An 18,102-nucleotide genomic window follows, 5' to 3' on the forward strand; every position below is an offset into this window, starting at 1 on the left:
CGGGTTTCTTTCTCATCTCCACTCCTTGGCGGTTACGATGAGCCAGAAACCCTCTCTTATCAAATCGACCTAAACTGTCCCATTGGTGCTGACGTCAGACAGGCAGTGCCATCATGTCGACGGACGGGGATGTGATATCAATTGGTTGCAACGAAGTCCCACGTCCAGGCGGTGGGAACTATTGGTGTACTGACGACAACCCTCAAAGGGATATGGATAGAAAGGTCGAGGCAAATAAGCTTGAAACAATTCGTATTATTCACAACTTTGTCGATGCCATTGCTAAGCACGGAAGTTTAAACAAAGAGCCGTCCGAACTGTTGAAGGACGAAAACTTTCAACAACTAATCAAAAAGTCCTTGATTTCCGACATCACTGAGTTTGGGCGAATGACGCATGCTGAGATGTCGGCGTTGGCAGACGCCGCTCGATTGGGTTTGTCAACAAAAGGGGCTACGATTTACGTAACAACCTACCCTTGCCACAATTGTGCCAAGCACCTGATTGCGGCGGGCATAAGTAGGATTGTGTACATCGAACCATACCCCAAAAGCCGCGCAATTTCTCTTCATGACGATGCGATCACACATGATCCGGATCACAAGAAAAAAGTTGTAGTAGAACATTTTCACGGAATTTCTCCGAGGCGGTTCAGGGAAATTTTTGAGAAAGGAAAAAGAAAGGACAAAGGTAACAGCGCAACGGATTGGTACGAAACGACGCCGAAGCCATTGATAGGCGAGCGATATTCTACGCACGTTTTGTTGGAACCTGCCTTCTTGGAGGTCTTCTACGAAGCGATCAAGAAAGCGTAGACAAAAGTAAGAGAATATTACGCGTTATGCGATCATTTGGCGTTTAGCGTATTTTGCGGTGGCGGCACCTAGAACTATACTGCTTCAAGGGCAAACGGATTTATTTTCACTGTCAAAGGGCACACTTCTCATCAATCTCGGAACTAGTTTTATACCCAACGCCAAGCAATGAATCGGTACCTGTTTTTTGCTTCAATTAGTTTAGCAGCCGCGCGCTCAGGATTGGCCGCGACATTCTCAAAAAGCCTGCCTCCCACAGAATCCATGAAATCACCCAACTCACTTTCCTTAGTATCTTCCAGTGCGGCTAGTGTCGTCGCATTGCCCATAATCTGCGCCATGATCATCCGTCTGTGCTCGTCGCGATGAACGTTTTTGATCTTGGTGGCATCTACGTAACTTCGCATTTCCAGCAAATCATCTTCTGACGATTCAGAAACCAAGTCCCAGAGTTCATGGTTCCCCCACCGCGCGCGGTTTGTGTCGTCCGGTTCAGGCACACAGTACCGAATCTTTTGCATCGCTTCAGCAATGACATCGCCGAACATGGCATCGAACTGAAGCCACGTCCTGATCTGCCAACGATCTTTGAGTAAGGCCTTCCCTGCACGCACCTCAACGCGCCATACGCGGCTCTGAGACACGTCAGAAGAGTCCAAAGGAGGCAAACTAGGTTGGCGTTCCAGATATCCCACCAGATCGGCTTTTTCTTGTCGATCACTTCGCGACGTTTGTCATAAATGATGACCTGCCGTCCCGGCATTTTACCGACCGTAACGGATGTGAACTGACCAGATTTACCATTGCTGCGCATATCATCCTGAGCGGTGAGATAGTCAGCGCGATTCGTGTGGCTGTGAATGACGAAATTCTCGGGAATAAGTTCGAATTTCGGTGCCAGTACATCAACGCAGAAATCCGCACGACCGATACTAACCTGATGCGCCTCAAAGCGAACGCCAAGCCTTGTTAGGGTCCTATCTATATAGGATCGCGCGTGCCCGAGACCTTGCGTTGCAAGGAGTGTTGAACCCACCGAAACCCGAATGCCCCACGGGTCGCGTGCATTTGGTTTCTTAAAGGACCAATGAACGTCCAAAGGCCCACCTTTGAGGATAAAGCGATATCCGTTGCCACCATGCGGCAAGAGGTCAAAATCCGCGCCACCGTAGCTGAAAGGAACGGGATGCCGCTCTTCTTCGGCCCTTTCACGTTCGATGCTCAGCAAGTCGAACAACTCCTGAGAGATGTTCGCTTGAATCGAAAGTGCGATGGTGTCGAAGCCTCGATGAACAATTTGCATTTTTTGGGTCTCCTTGGGTTTCGGTATTTCCAGAGGGGGGTGCTACAATCACCCACCTCTTTCGGCGAACGCCGCGCTGTTTTGTTTGAGGTTGGGAAAAGGGCGGGCGCTTGCGCGCCCTTCAATAGTGCCTCCGGCGGGGCAGCTATTGTTTTGGGGCCGGGCTGGACGCCCGGCTCAGGTCATTGGCGGTTATTGATCTGCCGTCCGATCCAAATTTCCGCTCGCTCGGTGCAATTGGCGACATTCAGCAAATCGCTGTGCGAAAAGCTGGTGGTAGATTTCCAGTCGCCATCTTTATCCCGGTAAGAGCGGGTTACATCGACGGAGTAAAATCCATCATTATCCCAGATGGTCGCTGTGATAAGACCCAGTTTCAGTTTGTGGGCAGGTTGGTTGCTCATTTGGATTGTTCCATTGTGTTGAGAATTATCAGTCGGCAGACAAAAGAAGGGCGCGAGGTGGCGTTTGACCTCGCGCCCCTCAGGAACCATCCGGCCCAAAATCCCGCGCAGCGCTGCCAGCTCTACGCGGGCAAAACTTGATTAATTGTTGGGTGCGGTGCTGGTGTTCGCCACGCGCTTTTCAGCAATCCATTTTTGAAGGTCGCGGCGGGTGTAGCGAACGGACCGACCGGACACTTTGATGAACAGGGGGCCGCCGCCACGCACGCGCCAATTTTGCAAAGCGCGGACAGAGTAACAGAGGTAATCCGCTGCCGCCTTTTCGTCGATCAACTGATCAAAGTAGTCTGGGTTAGGTTGTGTCTGCATCTTCGCCTCACTGCGTTTGAAGGTATTGAAGGCAGAATGCAGCGAAGATGGATCACGGTCTAATGGCGTAAATGTCCAAGTTTTGGGACAATTACGCCATCACCCTATTTTCTTAGGTTAAACAGCCGTCTGGCGGTGTCGCCAATGGTATTGCTTGTAGGGAAGTCACGCCTGTTCACCGTCCAAAGAATTGTATGGAGGAAGTCAAAGAACGGTCCCTTGTAGGGTTGTCGTTCATCTAGCTCGTCGTAGCGATACCCTGCCATTGGGGCTCTTCCGGAAAAGTCCCGGTAAATTTCGCCAAGATCAGAAATTGTAGATTCCAAAGCCTCGTTTTGTTTGGGTTTGCCGCGGGGGTTCCCATTCTCTTTTTTTGCTGTAGCGACAATTTCTGCGAAGTCTTCTAGCTGCCCTTGAAGGGAATAAAGAAGATAACCACCGTAGGTAAAAACTCCTAAGTCCGCGGCTTGGCCTACGTCAAAGCCTTCCGGGTCGTACCCGTCTCCACCGCAATCAATTTCGACGATCATGTCATCATGCATACCGCCCAATTTCTCTCGGAGATCGCCGATAGATTTTTCCAGCTTGGCGTAGAAGCGATTTCGTTCCTTTGCCGACAGAACAAATTGTTTACTGGGTCCGGGAAAATAGAAATAGACCGCTTCACGAACTCTTCTTGAAAACTCAGCGCTGCAATTGCCTTCGAGTTCGCAGATTTCCCAGAGCTTGTTCAAATCCTCATCAGTTAAGGATGATGCGCGTTTCATTCGGCCCGCTTCGCTCACATCGAAAGAGCCTTTGGCAATGTTTGCGGTCAACGTCACATCTCACAGATTTGGTTCAGTGTTGCGACTGTCCAGATACTCAGGGACTGGTTTCGGTACCAGTGCAAAACTTACCTAATTTAGCTGCCTAACCCCGCTCCTACTCCGGGTATACCCCGGGTAGAGGGATTTGGCCCTACCCGGGGTATACCCGGAATAGGTCGCGCCACGTAAGTTTACTTGCACGTGGAGCGTCGTGGCTCCCGAGTTAGCCCCAACATCACGTGGTCGAGCCTAACAACACCTGGTGGTGTCACAGGTACACGGAGTTCAAACAGCGTTTGTCATCACGACGCCCTGCGCGCCTTGCTCCGTACCAACCGTAAGTTCAATTGGCGCTGAAACCAGCAAGCCGAGCCAAGTTCACTTCCGATAATTTGCGGGGGAGTTCCAACGATGAATCATGCAGGCCTGTAACCCAGATTCTTAGAATCACCTGTTTTGCATGACCGCTGAATTCAATCAATACGTAAGGCATCCACGACTTCTGTGGATAAGTGCGCGGATAATTTGGTGTTGAGTACGGGTTTCATCTTAAAAACTAAAGGTTTCGTTCTGTTTGCCTAAAATTTAAGCGGCAAATTTCATGTTTGTTTTACAAAGACTTTTTGTGCCTTTTTTTCTCGCGTCAAAAAAGAACTCAGCTATTGAGCGTTGTTTTTTGGCAACGCGATTGAGATTCAGAGATTCGGTGTACAACCTTACCTAACGGCACCCGCTTCAAATACCCGCCCCCAAGTCTCACCTTGCGACTTTACTACCGAAGCAACGGATCGCAGCAATGTGAGGTTATTGAACGACCCGCAAAGGGGGAGTCCGGACGTCCTTACGGACAGCGCGTGCCAGACGGGCTGCAACCGATCCCGCTGCTCTTTGCACCGCATCATCTGCCAGATGTGCATAACGCAGGGTCGTGGTCAGGTTCTTGTGACCCAAAATCTCCTTAAGGGTGAACGGGTCGATCCCATCTTTCATCGCCACCGAGGCATATGTGTGCCTGAGATCATGTATACGGACGTCGTCCAGTCCTGCCACCTTACGTATACGTCGCCACGGCTTTTGCAGGTTGTTGAGCGGTCCGGTCTCTGACTCGCCCAATATGACGAAGGGATTGCCCGATTGGCGGGGGAGGTCCATCAGGATGTCATAGGCTTCCCTCGGCAAGGGAATACGGCGGCGGCCAGTCTTACTTTCCGGCAATTCCAGATGATGCGAGGTTACATAGTCCCAGCGCAGCGTCAGAATCTCGCTGAGGCGGCACCCAGTGTAAATCAGCAGCAGGAGAGCAGAAACTACGTAGACAGTCTCCGAGCCCTCTTCCAGCGCCTCTGCCAGCACTTCACCAAGCCGTATCTGTTCTGCGTCGGACAGGTAGCGTTTCTTCTCTTCTTCGCGGAATTTCTTGATCCGGCGCGCGGGATTTGATCCCGATTGCCGTAGTCCCCTATCCTCGGCCAGATTGAACAGTTTCGACAACATCGCAGCGGCTCGGTTGGCCTGATAGGGGGTTTCGCGCAACCCGTGATGAAACGCCACCACGTCGGCGCGAGTCACTTCGGCAATCGGGATAGGACCAAGCTTGGGCCGGATGAAGCGGCGGATCACGCTGTGATAGTCGCGGGCAGTGGTCGGCTTGCAATGCTGATCGACATATTCTTCTAGGAACCGGTCACAGAGACCTGCAACGGTCGGCGCGCGCCGTTTTGCCTGTCTCTCGGCAGAAGGGTCTGAACCGCGCGCCACGTCGCCCAGAAGCTGCTTGACCCGTGTCCGCGCTTCTTCTGCGGTCAGAATGCCAGGCTGGCCGATGGTGATCCGTCGCGTCCGGCGTCCGGCCCTGTATTGGACCAAATAGGTCTTTTTGCCAGACGGGTAGACCCGCAGGCCAAAGCCGCGCATGTCCCGGTCCCAGACAAGGTATTCCTTGGGCTCAATCGTAAGCCCCTCTGCCGCGCGTTTGGTCAGTTTGAACATATCCAGAACACTCCTTGCTTTCGGCCTGCTTCCGGAAGCTATACGGAAGCAAATGGCGGCGAAATCTGGCGAAATGCAGAGAAATGGCTCTGGGCGTTCTTGCAATTATTTGTTGCTGCAAAAACTCTCTCTGTTCCAATCTTCAACGGACAATTAGCGTCTACGGGCCCCGCAAACTACCGCTTCTTATTGGTGTTCGTAACTGCATTCCAGTCGTCCGGTGGCGGATTCTCCAACAGAACTTGGGCGCGGGACATCATGACGACCGAGGCGGGATCTCCGTTTCGTTCTTGATCAGCGGCCTTAAAGGCAGCAACAGCTTTTTCAAACTGCCCTGCTCGGTAATACGCGAGGCCTTGTTCGTAGGCCTCAATCCACGCAAGCGATCCGTCAATCTCATCCGCCATCGCAATCAGTTCGTGGACCACCAACTCCTTTGTGCGCCCAAATACTGTTAACGTATCCAGCTCACGCACCAATATCTTATCACCCGCTTGGCGTCGGGTTTCTGGACCAATCAGGATCAGTGTGTCGTAATCCTTGTTGGCTCCCTCTAATCGGCTGGCAACGTTCACCACATCGCCGATTGCGGTATAATTCAAACGCTGCTCTGACCCTATGTTGCCGACCAGAGCCTCGCCACTGTTTAGCCCGATCCTGACGCGCAGCGGGTTGCCAGCGTCGTCTTCAATTCCGGCCTCCTCTACAGCGGCAACAAGGTCCAGTGCCGCGCGACAGGCGTTTTCGGCGTGATTAATATCCTTGCGCGGCGCGCCCCAGAAGGCCATCACAGCATCACCCATGAATTTGTCGATGGTTCCCCCATTACGAGAGATGGCCGCAGAGGACGCGTTGAAGAAGGGTTCCATCATTTGGACGATTCTGGGGCCAAGTTTCTCAGACAGACCTGTGAAACCCGTGACATCGCAAAACAACACGGAAATCTGCTTTATGTCTCCGCCTGGCTGAGTCTTGATGCCCTCGGCAACCAGCATGCGCACCAAATCGGTAGGTACATACTTGCGGAACGCTGAAAGGCCTGCAGCCATACTAGCGGTCGCAGCAGAGAGGTTTGCAAGCTCAGAGAGTCTGGAGGGCCTGCGCGAAATGCTTTCAACGTCAAAGCGTTCTATTTTGCTCAGGTCTTCGGCGATATATGCTAACGGGTTCGCGACTATTTTGCGAACCAGCCAGATCGCCAAGCCTGTGGCAACAAAAACCACACCGATCAATATATAGATCAAATTTATCAACGTTTTGTCGATTTCCGTAAGAAAGGCCGATTCAGGAATGACCGTGGCAACGCGCCAGCCGTAAAACCCCAAAGGCGTAAGAGCTACCGCATAGGGCACACCTCCTAGGACAACGCGTTTTGTCAATGCGCCTGGGGCATTCGTTGTGGGATCACCCAACAAATTTTCCCCTGCGATCTTGGCGACCTCATAAAGCTGCCCCTCACCCATGCGTGCGGGGGTAACCTCATCTGCGTCCGCATCAGGTACCGCAATCACATTACCATCGGAATCCAGAATAAACGCCGCGCCAAACTCACCGGGCGCAATTGTCGCCAAAAAGCGCGAAAGTCGATCCGTATCGATCGCCACAGCTAGGACACCTTGCCGAGTTCGGTTGACGTCTATCGGGCCAGCAAAGGCGTAAACGGTTTTGTCACTATCCGGGAGGTCGCGCGCTTCTATCCACCCTGTGGAATCCAGACCCATAAAGTTTTCGTACCAGGCATGTCCACGTGGATCGTAGGATGTTTCGGTAAAGGTTCGCTCTTCGAACTGGATGTCTCCTGGAATGAAGATATACCGGTCCTTCCGCAACATCCTTTCACGGATATCCTTGTCGATTTCAATCATCTCAAGCCCGCCATCACCTAAACGACGCGACGCGAAAAAATTTCCATCGGGCCAACCGAAGAGAATCCATGAAATATTCGGTTGCGCCTGCAATTGTGATAAAAACACGAACTCTCTCTTGTCGGCTTGTCGCGTCGCGATAACGTTCTGGACAAATATCGTGCGTACGGCTGCCCAGGCGGCTTCGGCCGACCTGAGCGTTACGCCCACCTCTATACGAACGGTGTTTGCAATTTGACTGTTGATCTCGGCTGCGAGCATGCGGCTATTGTCGCGCGCTGTTTTCCACCACAGGGAGTGGACTATAACCGTCGACACGCCGATGGATATGGCAACCAGTATTGATACAGCGATGCCTACGCTAATTCGCATCAAATCTCCGCAAGTAGCGACATGTGCTTCACATATTGAGTTGAGGCAGTTCAAAGAGCAAAGCTTACTTCGCTTTAATGCTGAAAACTCACGCAACTGTTAAATTCAACAAACAGATCTGCTTGTGAAGCGATTACCGGACCAAATATTCAGCTTTAGCTATTACCCGTACCGAAACAAGAAAACACACATGAAGCTGTTGCAAGGTTTCGATCATTGACCTTCGCGGCTTTTGTCCCAGTTTGGCGAGCGGGCCATACAGTTGCCGTTCGCTACGTTCGCAACACTGACCATTTTAAATGGCATCAATACTTAGAAAGCCGACCGTCAACCGACTGCACCGGCAGCAATCAACTGGCACGGAAAAGGCGACTTAGGGCCCTTAGCGGCACAACCCGCTGGCCCCCCGTGGGAATTCATTCGGCGCTATAGCGCCTCTCTTTTGCAGTCTACGTCTTGTCGTCAGTTACAAGCCGATTGGCCAGCATACATTCCAAGTCCAGCACCAGCTGCCGTTGCAAGGGTTTTGCCCGAGCCTGCACCAATCTGGTTGCCTAAGACGCCACCAAGAGCTGCACCCCCCAAAATGCCAGCAGCACACCGAGCATCACTTTGTGCTTGAGCCTGAGTTGGTGTTGTCGGGGCTCCACATGCTGCCAAGAGCAATGTGCCACCAAGCAGGCAAGCTACTGTTGTCTTCTTCATGTCGGATTCCTTACGTTCGCAAGTACGTCATGGCCTCTTGTTTCCAGACATGTAGGTTCTTTTGAACCACTCTCCAACCCGCCGCCGGCCCAGAAGCAATAACCTGCCTACAGGCGGGGGCGTTCGTCGACTGAACGATGTCATCGTGTGGTTCTGGGTTGAACCACAGCTTAACCCACCCACCTGACTGTCAATGTCAACAATTCCAACATCCCATTTCCGTCGCTTTCGACTTCCTGCGAAGACAAAGAACCAATTTATGATCAACGGCGGCCATCACTTCTTTCCAAGATTACAGCAAGTGCGGTTACCAGGCCGAGCAAAGATAACAGAGCATAGAGAGACCTGGAAATAAGCTCCTCGGTGGAACTTATTGGCAATTGATCCGGGAAGGCGAGGCGGTTACGCAAATCAATCCCATCCCCAAACGCCATCCAAAGAAAAACAGTATTGTTAATACACATAACAAGAACCAACCTGATTTTTGCTCCAAATTATTTCAAGGGCATGTGCCTGTTTCATTTTGCCTATCCTCTTAGTGTATTAAAAGATCGGCCAGCCGTTGATCTTGGCTTCAAGGTCCACGTATTTCGCGCGGCCCGAATTGGCCGCAGGAATCGAATAGATTCCGACCAGATCGCCATTGCTGGTTCGGTGATCCCAGACTTTGACCTCCATGAAACACTTACTGTTCATCTCCTCGATCAGCTTCGCTTGAAACTGAAACCCCTGGGGGCTCCTGATTCGTGTCTTCCGAAAAAGTTTTGGGGATATTTTGGCGAATTGAATGTTAGTCATAGCTCGGTTTTTCCTCTTGTTTCGGGGGCTTCTCTGCCTCAACTAGAAGATAGGTCCGACACCCCGAACGCAGTAAAAAATCAGGCAGAAAAAGACTGAAAAAAGCAAAAAAATCCGGCGTTCGCGCACCGGAAATTTGAGTGCTTCTGGGTCAAGTGTCATTCAAACTGAGGGATGGGCGCGCAATTGGTCTGCTACCACTGCCGAAAGATTGATCACTCTTCTCCGGAAGAGAGCAATACGCCCCGGCAGGAAAACTGCTGGGACTTTCTGCTTCTTAGAAAACAGGTCGGCGCGCACACTTACTGCGCTAACAGCCAGCTCACAAAACTATCCAGTTCGTGTGTCCAGACCAAGTATAGACCTGACGCTTGAGCACTCTTGAGGTTTTCTACACCGAACACACCTGAGAGCAGCGCGACCGGAACGATTCCCTCACCCGCTTTTGTGTTCCAGTGCCCAGCCTTCGCTGCTGTATCGTTGAGGACGCGCTTGATCGAGTTTAGCGCCGACGCCGAATCCTTTGCCTCCACAGCGACGATCCGGCCATCGGCCAACCCGATCAAAATATCGGCCTTGCGGCCATAGACTGCGCATTCTCCATAGAAAGTATTCGCCGTTGGCCACTGCGATGGCGATTCGATTTTGTTCGGTGCTTTCATCTGCTCATAGCCGAGCTCAAGAAGCCGATCCTTCAGGGCCTTCTCGACAGCTCGACCAAATCCACGCCTCTCTGTCTGCAAGGTCTGAGTAGCGTGGAGCGCCGCCGTGGCCCGGATTGCATGTTTCAGTTCATGCGGGGCGGGCGTGCGACGATCATTGATCCAGGGAAACCTGATTGGGTCCGACAGGCTACAAATCAACCGCAGGACCGCCTGAACCAAGTCATCCTCGACCTTGAGCCGCGTCTTGGTAATCCGTGCAGTGGAGCGCGTCACCAAAACATTCAGGTCATTTTCGGAGACAGGTGGACCAGCGACATAGCGCAATGCATTCAGCAGGTCGGAATCGAGGAGAACCTCCCGGACGACTTCAACATCAGGATTCTTGGGATCAACTCCAATCAACGTCTTAAAGAGACGCATGATTGCGGCTTGACGTAGAGAAATATGAGCAAGGTATCGATCACGCGGTTCTTTCAAACGGCGATCAACGAAAGCGTCAATGGACGCCTGCGCTTGCTCCTCCAGCTCGGCGTCGGTCCATTTGGTAGGTAGTCGAGACACGTTAGGAATACTCATTGAATAGTAAATTCTGGAAGACGATCGGGGGAGGGGACGGGTAGTCGAGATACCTCTCCTGGCTCGAACTTTGCCAGCCCTCCGGCATAGATGCGGCCTGAATTGATACAGACGTTCTTGGAGAGATATGCCACAAGACGTGAAAGCGTGGCGTCATCCAGCGGCTCACGCGGATAAAGGCCATGCGCAATATTAAGATGCCGCGCCCCGCAAGCGTTGCGCACGAATCCTGGGGCACGCCGCGCCATGTAAGTGCAAAGGATTGGTGCCGGATCTTTCAGTCCAACAGACCACCAGGCCCGTCGGTGGCGTGCGACATAGCTCTCATGCGCGCCCTGTTTTCGCGCCCAAACCAGGAAACGCTCGACGGAATCGCGTTCAGCGTCTTCAAGATCATTGAGGTCACGCGGCAAGTCGACCACGCGACGCAGACCACTGGCGTCTTCAAGTGTGGCTCCTGCTTCGAGGAGATCGCGGGCTTTCGTGATGCAGGGCAGAAGATACCGCTTTGGAAGCTTTTCTGCCTGCGGTCCCGCGATCCACACGCCGTTCGCGCCTGAAACCTGGCCGCGATGAACGCGAAACAGATCGCCAAGTTCGATATGGCCTGGCGCTGGTTTTGCCCCCTTTCGGATATGAATAGACCACCGGGGAGCCTCTTCCAAAGTCGCCCATTCGATCGTCGACCCTGAACTCAAATCCGCCAGGGACTCGATAGAGTCGACGGAGTCTACAAGGAACCGATCCGGGCGCTCCCCGAGATTGAAGGCTGTGATCGCCCCCGTAGTCAGTGCATCGGCGAAGGGACGGGCATCTGGGGAAATGACATGGAGCGAGGCACCGCCAAGCCCGTTGGCAAGCATCTGTCGTAGAACCGATCCATAGTTCACGTCGATCCATTCTGCCGCTGTAATGAAAGCTCCAAAATCACCAGGCCGCCCAATACTCCTGGTTTTCAGGAAGAAGTGGATATGCAGACCGGCAAGCTTGCTCGCCCGGAATCCCAGCGCAGTTGCTGTCTTTCCGAACCAGTCTTTCCACCGCTCACTGATCTGGTGGTGTCGCACATATGGTGGGTTGCCGATGAAAAGCGTCGGGCCGTTGGTGGCAGGGAGAGATATCCGGCGGAAGTCGCTCGCCCGGACAAAAAGACGATCGGCAAAACCAATCACCGCCGCATTGGCGCGGAGCAGGAGCCGGGCCAGGGGGTCAATCTCAACAGCAATCAATTCTGCATTCGGAAAGGCGCGTGCTGCTGCAATCGTAAAACGCCCTGATCCGGCCCCTGGATCAACGATGCGAACCGGGGTTTTTGACTGACGCTGTGCCCAAGCAATCATCGACGCCACGATCGCGGGCGGCGTATAGGTGGCGCCATCCTCGCGCCGTTCTTCCGGGCTGCGCAAGGCGCAGAAGACATCGCCAAGAGGATCTCCACCCGCTTCGATCCCGCGCCGGAACGTCGCAACCAGTTCAGGCGAGGCAGCCTCGCGGCGATCGACAAGCCTTTGCTCCAATCTGGGCAAGACCATGTCTGGTCCGATTAAAGCCGCAGCAACACCGGCGAGCTGATCTTCGCTCTCAATCATGGCTCTTTCCTGCGTTTCTTTTCAGCCAAATATAGCTGTCAGATTTCTTCGAATAGCTTACGAAGCGAGAGACCGCGTTGCGCGGCTTCCGCCTTCACTTCTCGGGCCAGTGCCCGAGCCAAGGAAAAGCCGACGATTTGGCGTTTTGTTTTGGAATTCTGCCTGTTCATGATGTGATTTTTTGTCGACGAGTCGACAAGTGTCAATTGATATTCGTTTGCTGGCCGCAACAGCGATAGCTATGGATTGGGCTGTGTGTTTCTGATTTCCTGTATCATGCCCCCGGCTCCTGGCCTTCCTCACCCTGAACCAGAGGTCGCAAAACGCGGCAGGTTTTGTTCGATGTGCCAGCGCCACCAAATGAGGCACAGCCACGCCAGAAGCGCAGAGAGCGGGGACAAATGGTGCGATAGGGCAGCGTCCTGGTCAAGGTGTAGAGGAGACCAAGGCGCGCTGTCTTGAGTCTCAGTGGTTGTGGTCCATGTCGATCTCGATTTTGGGAAGATACCATTTGCAGACGGTCTGCCGACTACAAGAAAGAACCAAAAACACCTTATTTCTAAGAATTTCAGGCTCTTTTGCTGACGCTGACTGGGGTCCCCTCTCGGGCAGGTCAGATTTTTTACTGACATTTTTTTCGGAAAAGTAAGCGGAGACCTATCTGGTTGTTGCCCGCCGAAAATCAGCTGGGAAGGGTCTTAGAAGGAGAACAAAAATGACCAAAGCTATTCGAGCAAAAGAGTTTGATTCTGCGAGCATTCTCAAAGCGTATCCTGACATGAGTGAAGAGGCTCAAAGACCGTCAGGATGATGATGTCTTTCAAAGGGGAGAAAACCTGGAAGGGGTTGTATGTCGTCCCCCTGGCTCCTTTCTTGATGAAATCGTTGATATTTTTAAGACTGAATCAGATATTTCTCTGGAGCTCCCATTGATGATTACTTTGTCTTTCATTTCGGGGCATTTGAATGCAGCCGGAGCGCGGTATCGAATGGGCGGCCAGGATCACCCTGCTAAAATCTGGTCGGTCACCTTGGGGCCGTCTGGGGTCGGCAAAACACTGGCGATGGACAAGGTTACTGAATAACTGACAGGGATCGCCACCGACAACAGGCCCCAATCATTGAAACGGCATCATCGGCGGCAAGATTTGTCGAAGACATTGAAAGCAAATCGCGAGGTCTCTTTTCGAGGTCTCTTTTTGAGAGACGAGTTCGGTCAGTTTTTACATCAGATTCAAAACATTCAATATATGGAAGAAATCAAAGATGTACTGCTCCGCGCGTATTCTGGCAGTCCGATTGAACGATAAACCTAGGAAACAGATATTTTTATTCCGAACCATGCAATTAGAGTTTTTGGAATGACGGTTGGTGAGACATTCCCTGACCAAATCGGAGCGGCTTCCCTGGTCTATGGTTTTGCTCAAAGATTTAATTACATTACGGCACCCAAAGACCCTGACCGGCCTACGACTGACTTTCCGATCAGTTCGATGCTGTCTTCGAGTTCGATCAGGAAGCAATCGACTTTTACAGGAACAGCTTCAAGGAAACGTTCAACGAAGAGGAGATTCCGACGAGTTTCTATCGCCGCAAAGCCTTCTCTGCATTTTCTTATGCAGTCATCTTTAATGCGCTTGCCGGCAAGCCGGGACTGAAAGTTGAGAAGGACAGTATGTCATTGGCAATCCGCATGATCGGCCTTCATCTTGAGGCTGCCCGCGATTTGCTCAAGAACTACGGTCTTTCAGAGCGGCAACTGACTATTCAGAAGGCCGAGAAGGTCAAAGCCAACTGTGAAAAGAGCGGAAAGAAGTTTGACAACCGCACTCTGGTTTCTGGTGTTCGTGAAATCAAAAATGCTGCTCAGGCAAGAGGAATAATGGAACTCGTGAGGTAAGCGAGCGAGGGGGTCCTCCGTCAGCGTCAGCAAAAGGGCCTGAAGCCATTATAAATAAGTTGGTTTTGGCTCTTATTCATCGTTAGTAAACCGTCTGCAAGTAGTGTTTTGGGATTTGGCGAACACTGGTGTGAGAGCTTCCTCAAAAGGCAATCCGCCAGGCCAATGAGATCGCTTCCCTGGACTCCATTTTTCGAGGTCCACGTTTCTTCTAACAGCGGCAGCCAACACGTCATCGAACAACGTTATTTCGTTCCGAGTTTCGTTCCAGTTGTCATGTTGTAGTGCAATGATTTCTATGCAAGTTATTGTTTTTTCTGGCGACCCCGGCAGGATTCGAACCTGCAACCTGCCCCTTAGGAGGGGGCTGCTCTATCCAGTTGAGCCACGGGGCCGCGCAAGGCTCTCTGTACCTTGGTTTTTCAAGGTTGTCATGACCTTTGCACAACAGTTGTAAATCCCATCCTGTTCACGCTACCATCGGGCAAAACAACAGTGCAGGTGCTCTCCGTGACCACAGAAACAAAACGCCCGCTTACCCTTCGTGATGTGTCTGAGGCTTCCGGAGTATCCGAGATGACGGTCAGCCGGGTTCTGAGGAACCGGGGCGACGTGTCCGACGCCACCCGAACCCGTGTTCTGGCCGCCGCAAAGGAGCTGGGATATGTACCCAACAAAATCGCGGGCGCGCTGGCCTCAAGCCGGGTTAATTTGGTCGCAGTGATCATCCCGTCATTGTCAAACATGGTATTTCCCGAGGTTCTGACCGGCATCAATCAGGTGCTGGAAGATACCGAGTTGCAGCCGGTGGTCGGTGTCACCGATTATCTGCCCGAGAAAGAGGAAAAGGTCCTGTACGAGATGCTCTCGTGGCGGCCATCGGGTGTGATTGTCGCAGGGTTGGAACATACGGACGCAGCCCGTGCCATGCTGGATTCAGCAGGCATTCCGGTGGTCGAGATCATGGACACCGACGGTAAACCGGTTGATGCGATGGTCGGGATTTCTCACCGCCGCGCCGGGCGCGAGATGGCCGAAGCGATCCTAAAGGCCGGATACCAGCATATCGGCTTCATGGGCACCAAGATGCCGCTGGACCACCGTGCGCGCAAACGGTTCGAAGGCTTCACTGAAGTTCTGGGCAAAAACGGTATCGAGATCGAAGATCGTGAATTCTATTCCGGAGGATCAGCTCTGGCCAAAGGCCGTGAGATGACCCAAGCCATGTTGGAACGCTCACCCGATCTGGATTTTCTGTATTATTCCAACGATATGATCGGTGCGGGCGGATTGCTGTACCTGCTGGAACAGGGAATCGACATACCGGGGCAAATCGGTCTGGCCGGGTTCAATAACGTAGAACTGCTGCAGGGCCTGCCGCGCAAGCTGGCCACAATGGATGCCTGCCGGCATGAAATCGGGCGCAAGGCGGCGGAAATCATCGCCGCACAACTGGCCGATCCAAATGCCGAGGTGGACACACGCGTCACCCTGACCCCTAAAATCAGCTATGGCGACACACTGAAACGGCGCTAAACCCATGGCGCTGCCGCGGTTGGACAACAAGGCGGCCCGCGCCCTGTTTATGGATCGCCATGCCCTGGCCGAACAGCCCTCGGGCGGGGCCAAGGGCGGGGATCTGCTGAATCTGATTCACAGGTTGGGTTTTGTACAACTGGACAGCATCAATACAGTCGCCCGCGCCCATGACATGATCCTGTTTTCGCGCAGAGCATCCTATCGTGCGACGAACCTCAAGCGTCTCTACGAAAGAGACAAGGCGCTGTTCGAGCATTGGACCCATGATGCCGCCGTTATCCCGATGGATTTTTACCCTCACTGGCACCTGCGCTTTCAGCGCGACGCAGAGTTGCTGAAATCCCGTTGGAAGAACTGGCGCCGAGACGGGTTCGAGCAGCGGTTTGCCACGGTCTTGCAACATATTCGCGACCATGGGCCAGTGTCGTCATCAGATGTAGGCAAGGATGAAAAGAAAGGGTCAGGCGGCTGGTGGGACTGGCATCCCTCAAAAACAGCGTTGGAGTTCCTGTGGCGATCCGGCGCTCTGACCGTAATTGGCCGAAATGGGTTTCAGAAACGCTATGACTTGACCGAAAGGGTGATCGAGACGCACCTGTGCCCGGGCAATATGAGTTGCGAAACCGAGGAAACGGTGGATTGGCTGTGCAATGCTGCGCTGGACAGGTTGTGTTTTGCGACGCCCGGTGAACTGGCCTCTTTCTGGGACACAGTCACTGTGACTGAGGCCAAGGAATGGTCAAAAAAGGCTCTAACACAGGGCAAATTACAGGAAATCGAAGTCACTTGCGCCGATGGCCGACTTCGTAAACTGCTGGCCCGGCCGGGTATGACCGAGGCCAAGACACCACCCCCGCCGGGCCGAATTCGGGTGCTCAGCCCATTTGATCCCATGCTGCGAGATCGCAACCGAGCCGAGAGATTGTTTGGTTTTCATTATCGGATCGAGGTCTTTGTTCCTGCCGCCAAAAGGACCTATGGGTACTATGTTTTCCCGTTGCTTGAGGGTGACCGGATGATCGGTCGCATTGATATGAAGGCAAACCGCGATCTGGGAATCCTTTACGTCAGCGCTCTGTGGCCGGAGCGATCCGTGCGCTGGTCAGATGCCCGAACCAAACGGCTGCACTCTGAATTGGACCGGGTCCGTCGGTTCACTGGTCTAGACCGAGTCGACTTCTCAAGTGACTGGCTAAAAGATCCTATATAGGGTCTATTCTGCATCCAGTAGCGTCAATTGGATCGGTTGCAACCCGTCTATTCCGCCATCGATCACGTCCCCTGCTTGCACGGGACCCACGCCAGCAGGTGTTCCAGTCAGGATAAGATCGCCTGGCTGCAGATGATAATACTCAGACAAATGACTGATGATTTCGTCTATCTTCCAGATCAACTCACCCAACGTTGCGTCCTGACGAATTTCGCCATTAACGCTTAGTTGAATGCGGATGTCATCCAGAGGTGACCAATCCGAGGCCAGGGTCATTGGTGCAAACACAGTACCAGCCTCAAGATCCTTGCCCAGATCCCAGGGGCGTTGCTTGTTGCGTTCACGAATCTGCAGATCCCGCCGAGTCATGTCCAGGGCGCAACCGTAAGCATAGACCGCATCCCAAGCCTGCGCACTGGTCGCGCGGAACACGGGTTTGCCGATCGCCACCGCCAGCTCCATCTCGTGATGGAAATTCTTGGTCCCGGGAGGGTATGGAATGCTTGCCCCGGTCAGAACCGCATTAGGCGCAGATTTGGTAAAGTAGAATGGCGCTTCTCGGTCGACCTCATGTCCCATCTCAGCGGCATGGGCGGCATAGTTGCGGCCGACACAAAAGATCCGGCCTACCGGATACACCGCATCCTGATCTTGCACTGGGATTGTTGGCAGGTCAGGAAGAGAAAATAAGCAATCAGTCATCGCGTCCCCCAAAACGTCAGGCAACACGCATCTTAGTGTAGACGTACGTCTGAACAAGCCGTCCAATCCATATGAGTATTTTCAGGTGTCCCTGAAATTTTCCTTTAAATTAAAAAGCCTGTTAATGTTGCGTTCATAAATATTATGGCTTACCTTTGAATAAACCAGAACAGCCCTAAGTTGTTTAGGTGGCAGAGCGCAAAACCGTTGGCAAATCGGGGTGCCACGCGTTCTGGCCACCGCTCACAAGTTCGGCGGAAACCCAAGCATTCGCCGAAGCACGAGCACGGCCCGTTGCGCCGGTGCACTGCACTGGCACGATGGGAGTAAAAATTTCAGGGAACTATGGTCAAAGATACTGCCCCCACATGTCTTTGTACCAGAAAGCCAGTCTTATTTCAGACTAGCGTGTTCTCTGGATCGCGGGCCGGACCGTCGAAATCTAGCCGACGCAACCGACCCTGGGCCAGGCACCAATTCCAGTATACGTCT

Annotated in this window: 17 protein-coding genes and 1 tRNA gene; 6 read left to right on the forward strand and 12 right to left on the reverse strand. The window is 52.8% G+C overall.

Translation table 11 applies throughout. From position 1 onward, the window contains the following. Window positions 1–110 precede the first annotated feature (110 nt). Window positions 111–815: a deaminase gene (locus ACR0D7_RS11425; protein ID WP_480679266.1), complete on the forward strand. Its 705-nt coding sequence runs from the start codon at window positions 111–113 to the stop codon at window positions 813–815. Window positions 816–964: 149 nt separating this feature from the next. Here the strand turns inward: ACR0D7_RS11425 and ACR0D7_RS11430 are convergent, their stop codons facing one another. Together ACR0D7_RS11430 and ACR0D7_RS11435 are read right to left on the reverse strand one after the other, a co-directional pair. Then, window positions 965–1,156 (reverse strand): hypothetical protein, encoded by a 192-nt coding sequence (locus ACR0D7_RS11430; RefSeq protein ID WP_480679125.1) that lies wholly within the window; start codon window positions 1,154–1,156, stop codon window positions 965–967. 50 nt (window positions 1,157–1,206) lie between these two features. Continuing rightward, window positions 1,207–2,118, reverse strand: coding sequence for a hypothetical protein (locus tag ACR0D7_RS11435; protein ID WP_480679126.1), 912 nt, complete (start codon window positions 2,116–2,118; stop codon window positions 1,207–1,209). Between the two features lie 185 nt (window positions 2,119–2,303). Between ACR0D7_RS11435 and ACR0D7_RS11440 the strand changes: the two genes are divergently transcribed. Then, complete coding sequence (locus ACR0D7_RS11440; RefSeq protein ID WP_480679127.1) at window positions 2,304–2,663, forward strand: hypothetical protein; 360 nt, start codon at window positions 2,304–2,306, stop codon at window positions 2,661–2,663. Here the strand turns inward: ACR0D7_RS11440 and ACR0D7_RS11445 are convergent, their stop codons facing one another. The 8 genes from ACR0D7_RS11445 to ACR0D7_RS11480 form a co-directional block, all read right to left on the reverse strand. Continuing rightward, the gene (locus ACR0D7_RS11445) at window positions 2,664–2,891 is read right to left on the reverse strand and encodes a helix-turn-helix domain-containing protein (protein WP_170444380.1); all 228 of its coding nucleotides are present in this window, start codon (window positions 2,889–2,891) and stop codon (window positions 2,664–2,666) included. 104 nt (window positions 2,892–2,995) lie between these two features. Further along, window positions 2,996–3,709 carry a hypothetical protein gene (locus tag ACR0D7_RS11450; protein ID WP_480679128.1) on the reverse strand — a complete coding sequence of 238 codons (714 nt, stop codon included), beginning with the start codon at window positions 3,707–3,709 and terminating at the stop codon, window positions 2,996–2,998. Window positions 3,710–4,504: 795 nt separating this feature from the next. Continuing rightward, a complete protein-coding gene (locus ACR0D7_RS11455) occupies window positions 4,505–5,689 on the reverse strand; it encodes a tyrosine-type recombinase/integrase (RefSeq protein WP_480679129.1) in 1,185 nt (394 codons plus the stop codon). Between the two features lie 176 nt (window positions 5,690–5,865). Then, window positions 5,866–7,926, reverse strand: a complete 2,061-nt coding sequence (locus ACR0D7_RS11460) for an adenylate/guanylate cyclase domain-containing protein (RefSeq protein WP_480679130.1) — start codon at window positions 7,924–7,926, stop codon at window positions 5,866–5,868. 462 nt (window positions 7,927–8,388) lie between these two features. After that, the gene (locus tag ACR0D7_RS11465; RefSeq protein WP_480679131.1) at window positions 8,389–8,631 is read right to left on the reverse strand and encodes a glycine zipper 2TM domain-containing protein; all 243 of its coding nucleotides are present in this window, start codon (window positions 8,629–8,631) and stop codon (window positions 8,389–8,391) included. A gap of 543 nt (window positions 8,632–9,174) precedes the next feature. Continuing rightward, on the reverse strand, window positions 9,175–9,327 hold the full coding sequence (locus ACR0D7_RS11470) for a hypothetical protein (RefSeq protein WP_480679132.1): 153 nt from the start codon (window positions 9,325–9,327) through the stop codon (window positions 9,175–9,177). A 404-nt stretch (window positions 9,328–9,731) separates the two neighbouring features. Beyond that, window positions 9,732–10,670, reverse strand: a complete 939-nt coding sequence (locus tag ACR0D7_RS11475; protein ID WP_480679133.1) for a XamI family restriction endonuclease — start codon at window positions 10,668–10,670, stop codon at window positions 9,732–9,734. Continuing rightward, window positions 10,667–12,259 (reverse strand): Eco57I restriction-modification methylase domain-containing protein, encoded by a 1,593-nt coding sequence (locus tag ACR0D7_RS11480; RefSeq protein WP_480679134.1) that lies wholly within the window; start codon window positions 12,257–12,259, stop codon window positions 10,667–10,669. Before ACR0D7_RS11480 ends, ACR0D7_RS11475 begins: the two co-directional genes overlap by 4 nt. Window positions 12,260–13,191: 932 nt before the next feature. On the opposite strand from ACR0D7_RS11480, the gene ACR0D7_RS11485 reads away from it, so the two are divergent. Then, a complete protein-coding gene (locus ACR0D7_RS11485; protein ID WP_480679135.1) occupies window positions 13,192–13,344 on the forward strand; it encodes a hypothetical protein in 153 nt (50 codons plus the stop codon). A 590-nt stretch (window positions 13,345–13,934) separates the two neighbouring features. Further along, a complete protein-coding gene (locus ACR0D7_RS11490) occupies window positions 13,935–14,159 on the forward strand; it encodes a hypothetical protein (protein WP_480679136.1) in 225 nt (74 codons plus the stop codon). A 318-nt stretch (window positions 14,160–14,477) separates the two neighbouring features. Here ACR0D7_RS11490 and ACR0D7_RS11495 read toward each other — a convergent pair. Next, window positions 14,478–14,554, reverse strand: a tRNA-Arg gene (locus ACR0D7_RS11495). Between the two features lie 115 nt (window positions 14,555–14,669). Here ACR0D7_RS11495 and ACR0D7_RS11500 point away from each other — a divergent pair. Beyond that, complete coding sequence (locus ACR0D7_RS11500) at window positions 14,670–15,695, forward strand: LacI family DNA-binding transcriptional regulator (protein WP_170382201.1); 1,026 nt, start codon at window positions 14,670–14,672, stop codon at window positions 15,693–15,695. 4 nt (window positions 15,696–15,699) lie between these two features. Beyond that, the gene (locus ACR0D7_RS11505; RefSeq protein ID WP_480679137.1) at window positions 15,700–16,908 is read left to right on the forward strand and encodes a winged helix-turn-helix domain-containing protein; all 1,209 of its coding nucleotides are present in this window, start codon (window positions 15,700–15,702) and stop codon (window positions 16,906–16,908) included. A 3-nt stretch (window positions 16,909–16,911) separates the two neighbouring features. Here the strand turns inward: ACR0D7_RS11505 and ACR0D7_RS11510 are convergent, their stop codons facing one another. After that, complete coding sequence (locus ACR0D7_RS11510) at window positions 16,912–17,610, reverse strand: fumarylacetoacetate hydrolase family protein (RefSeq protein ID WP_480679138.1); 699 nt, start codon at window positions 17,608–17,610, stop codon at window positions 16,912–16,914. Window positions 17,611–18,102: the final 492 nt, after the last annotated feature.

This window comes from Ruegeria sp. BB7 (assembly GCF_056539365.1).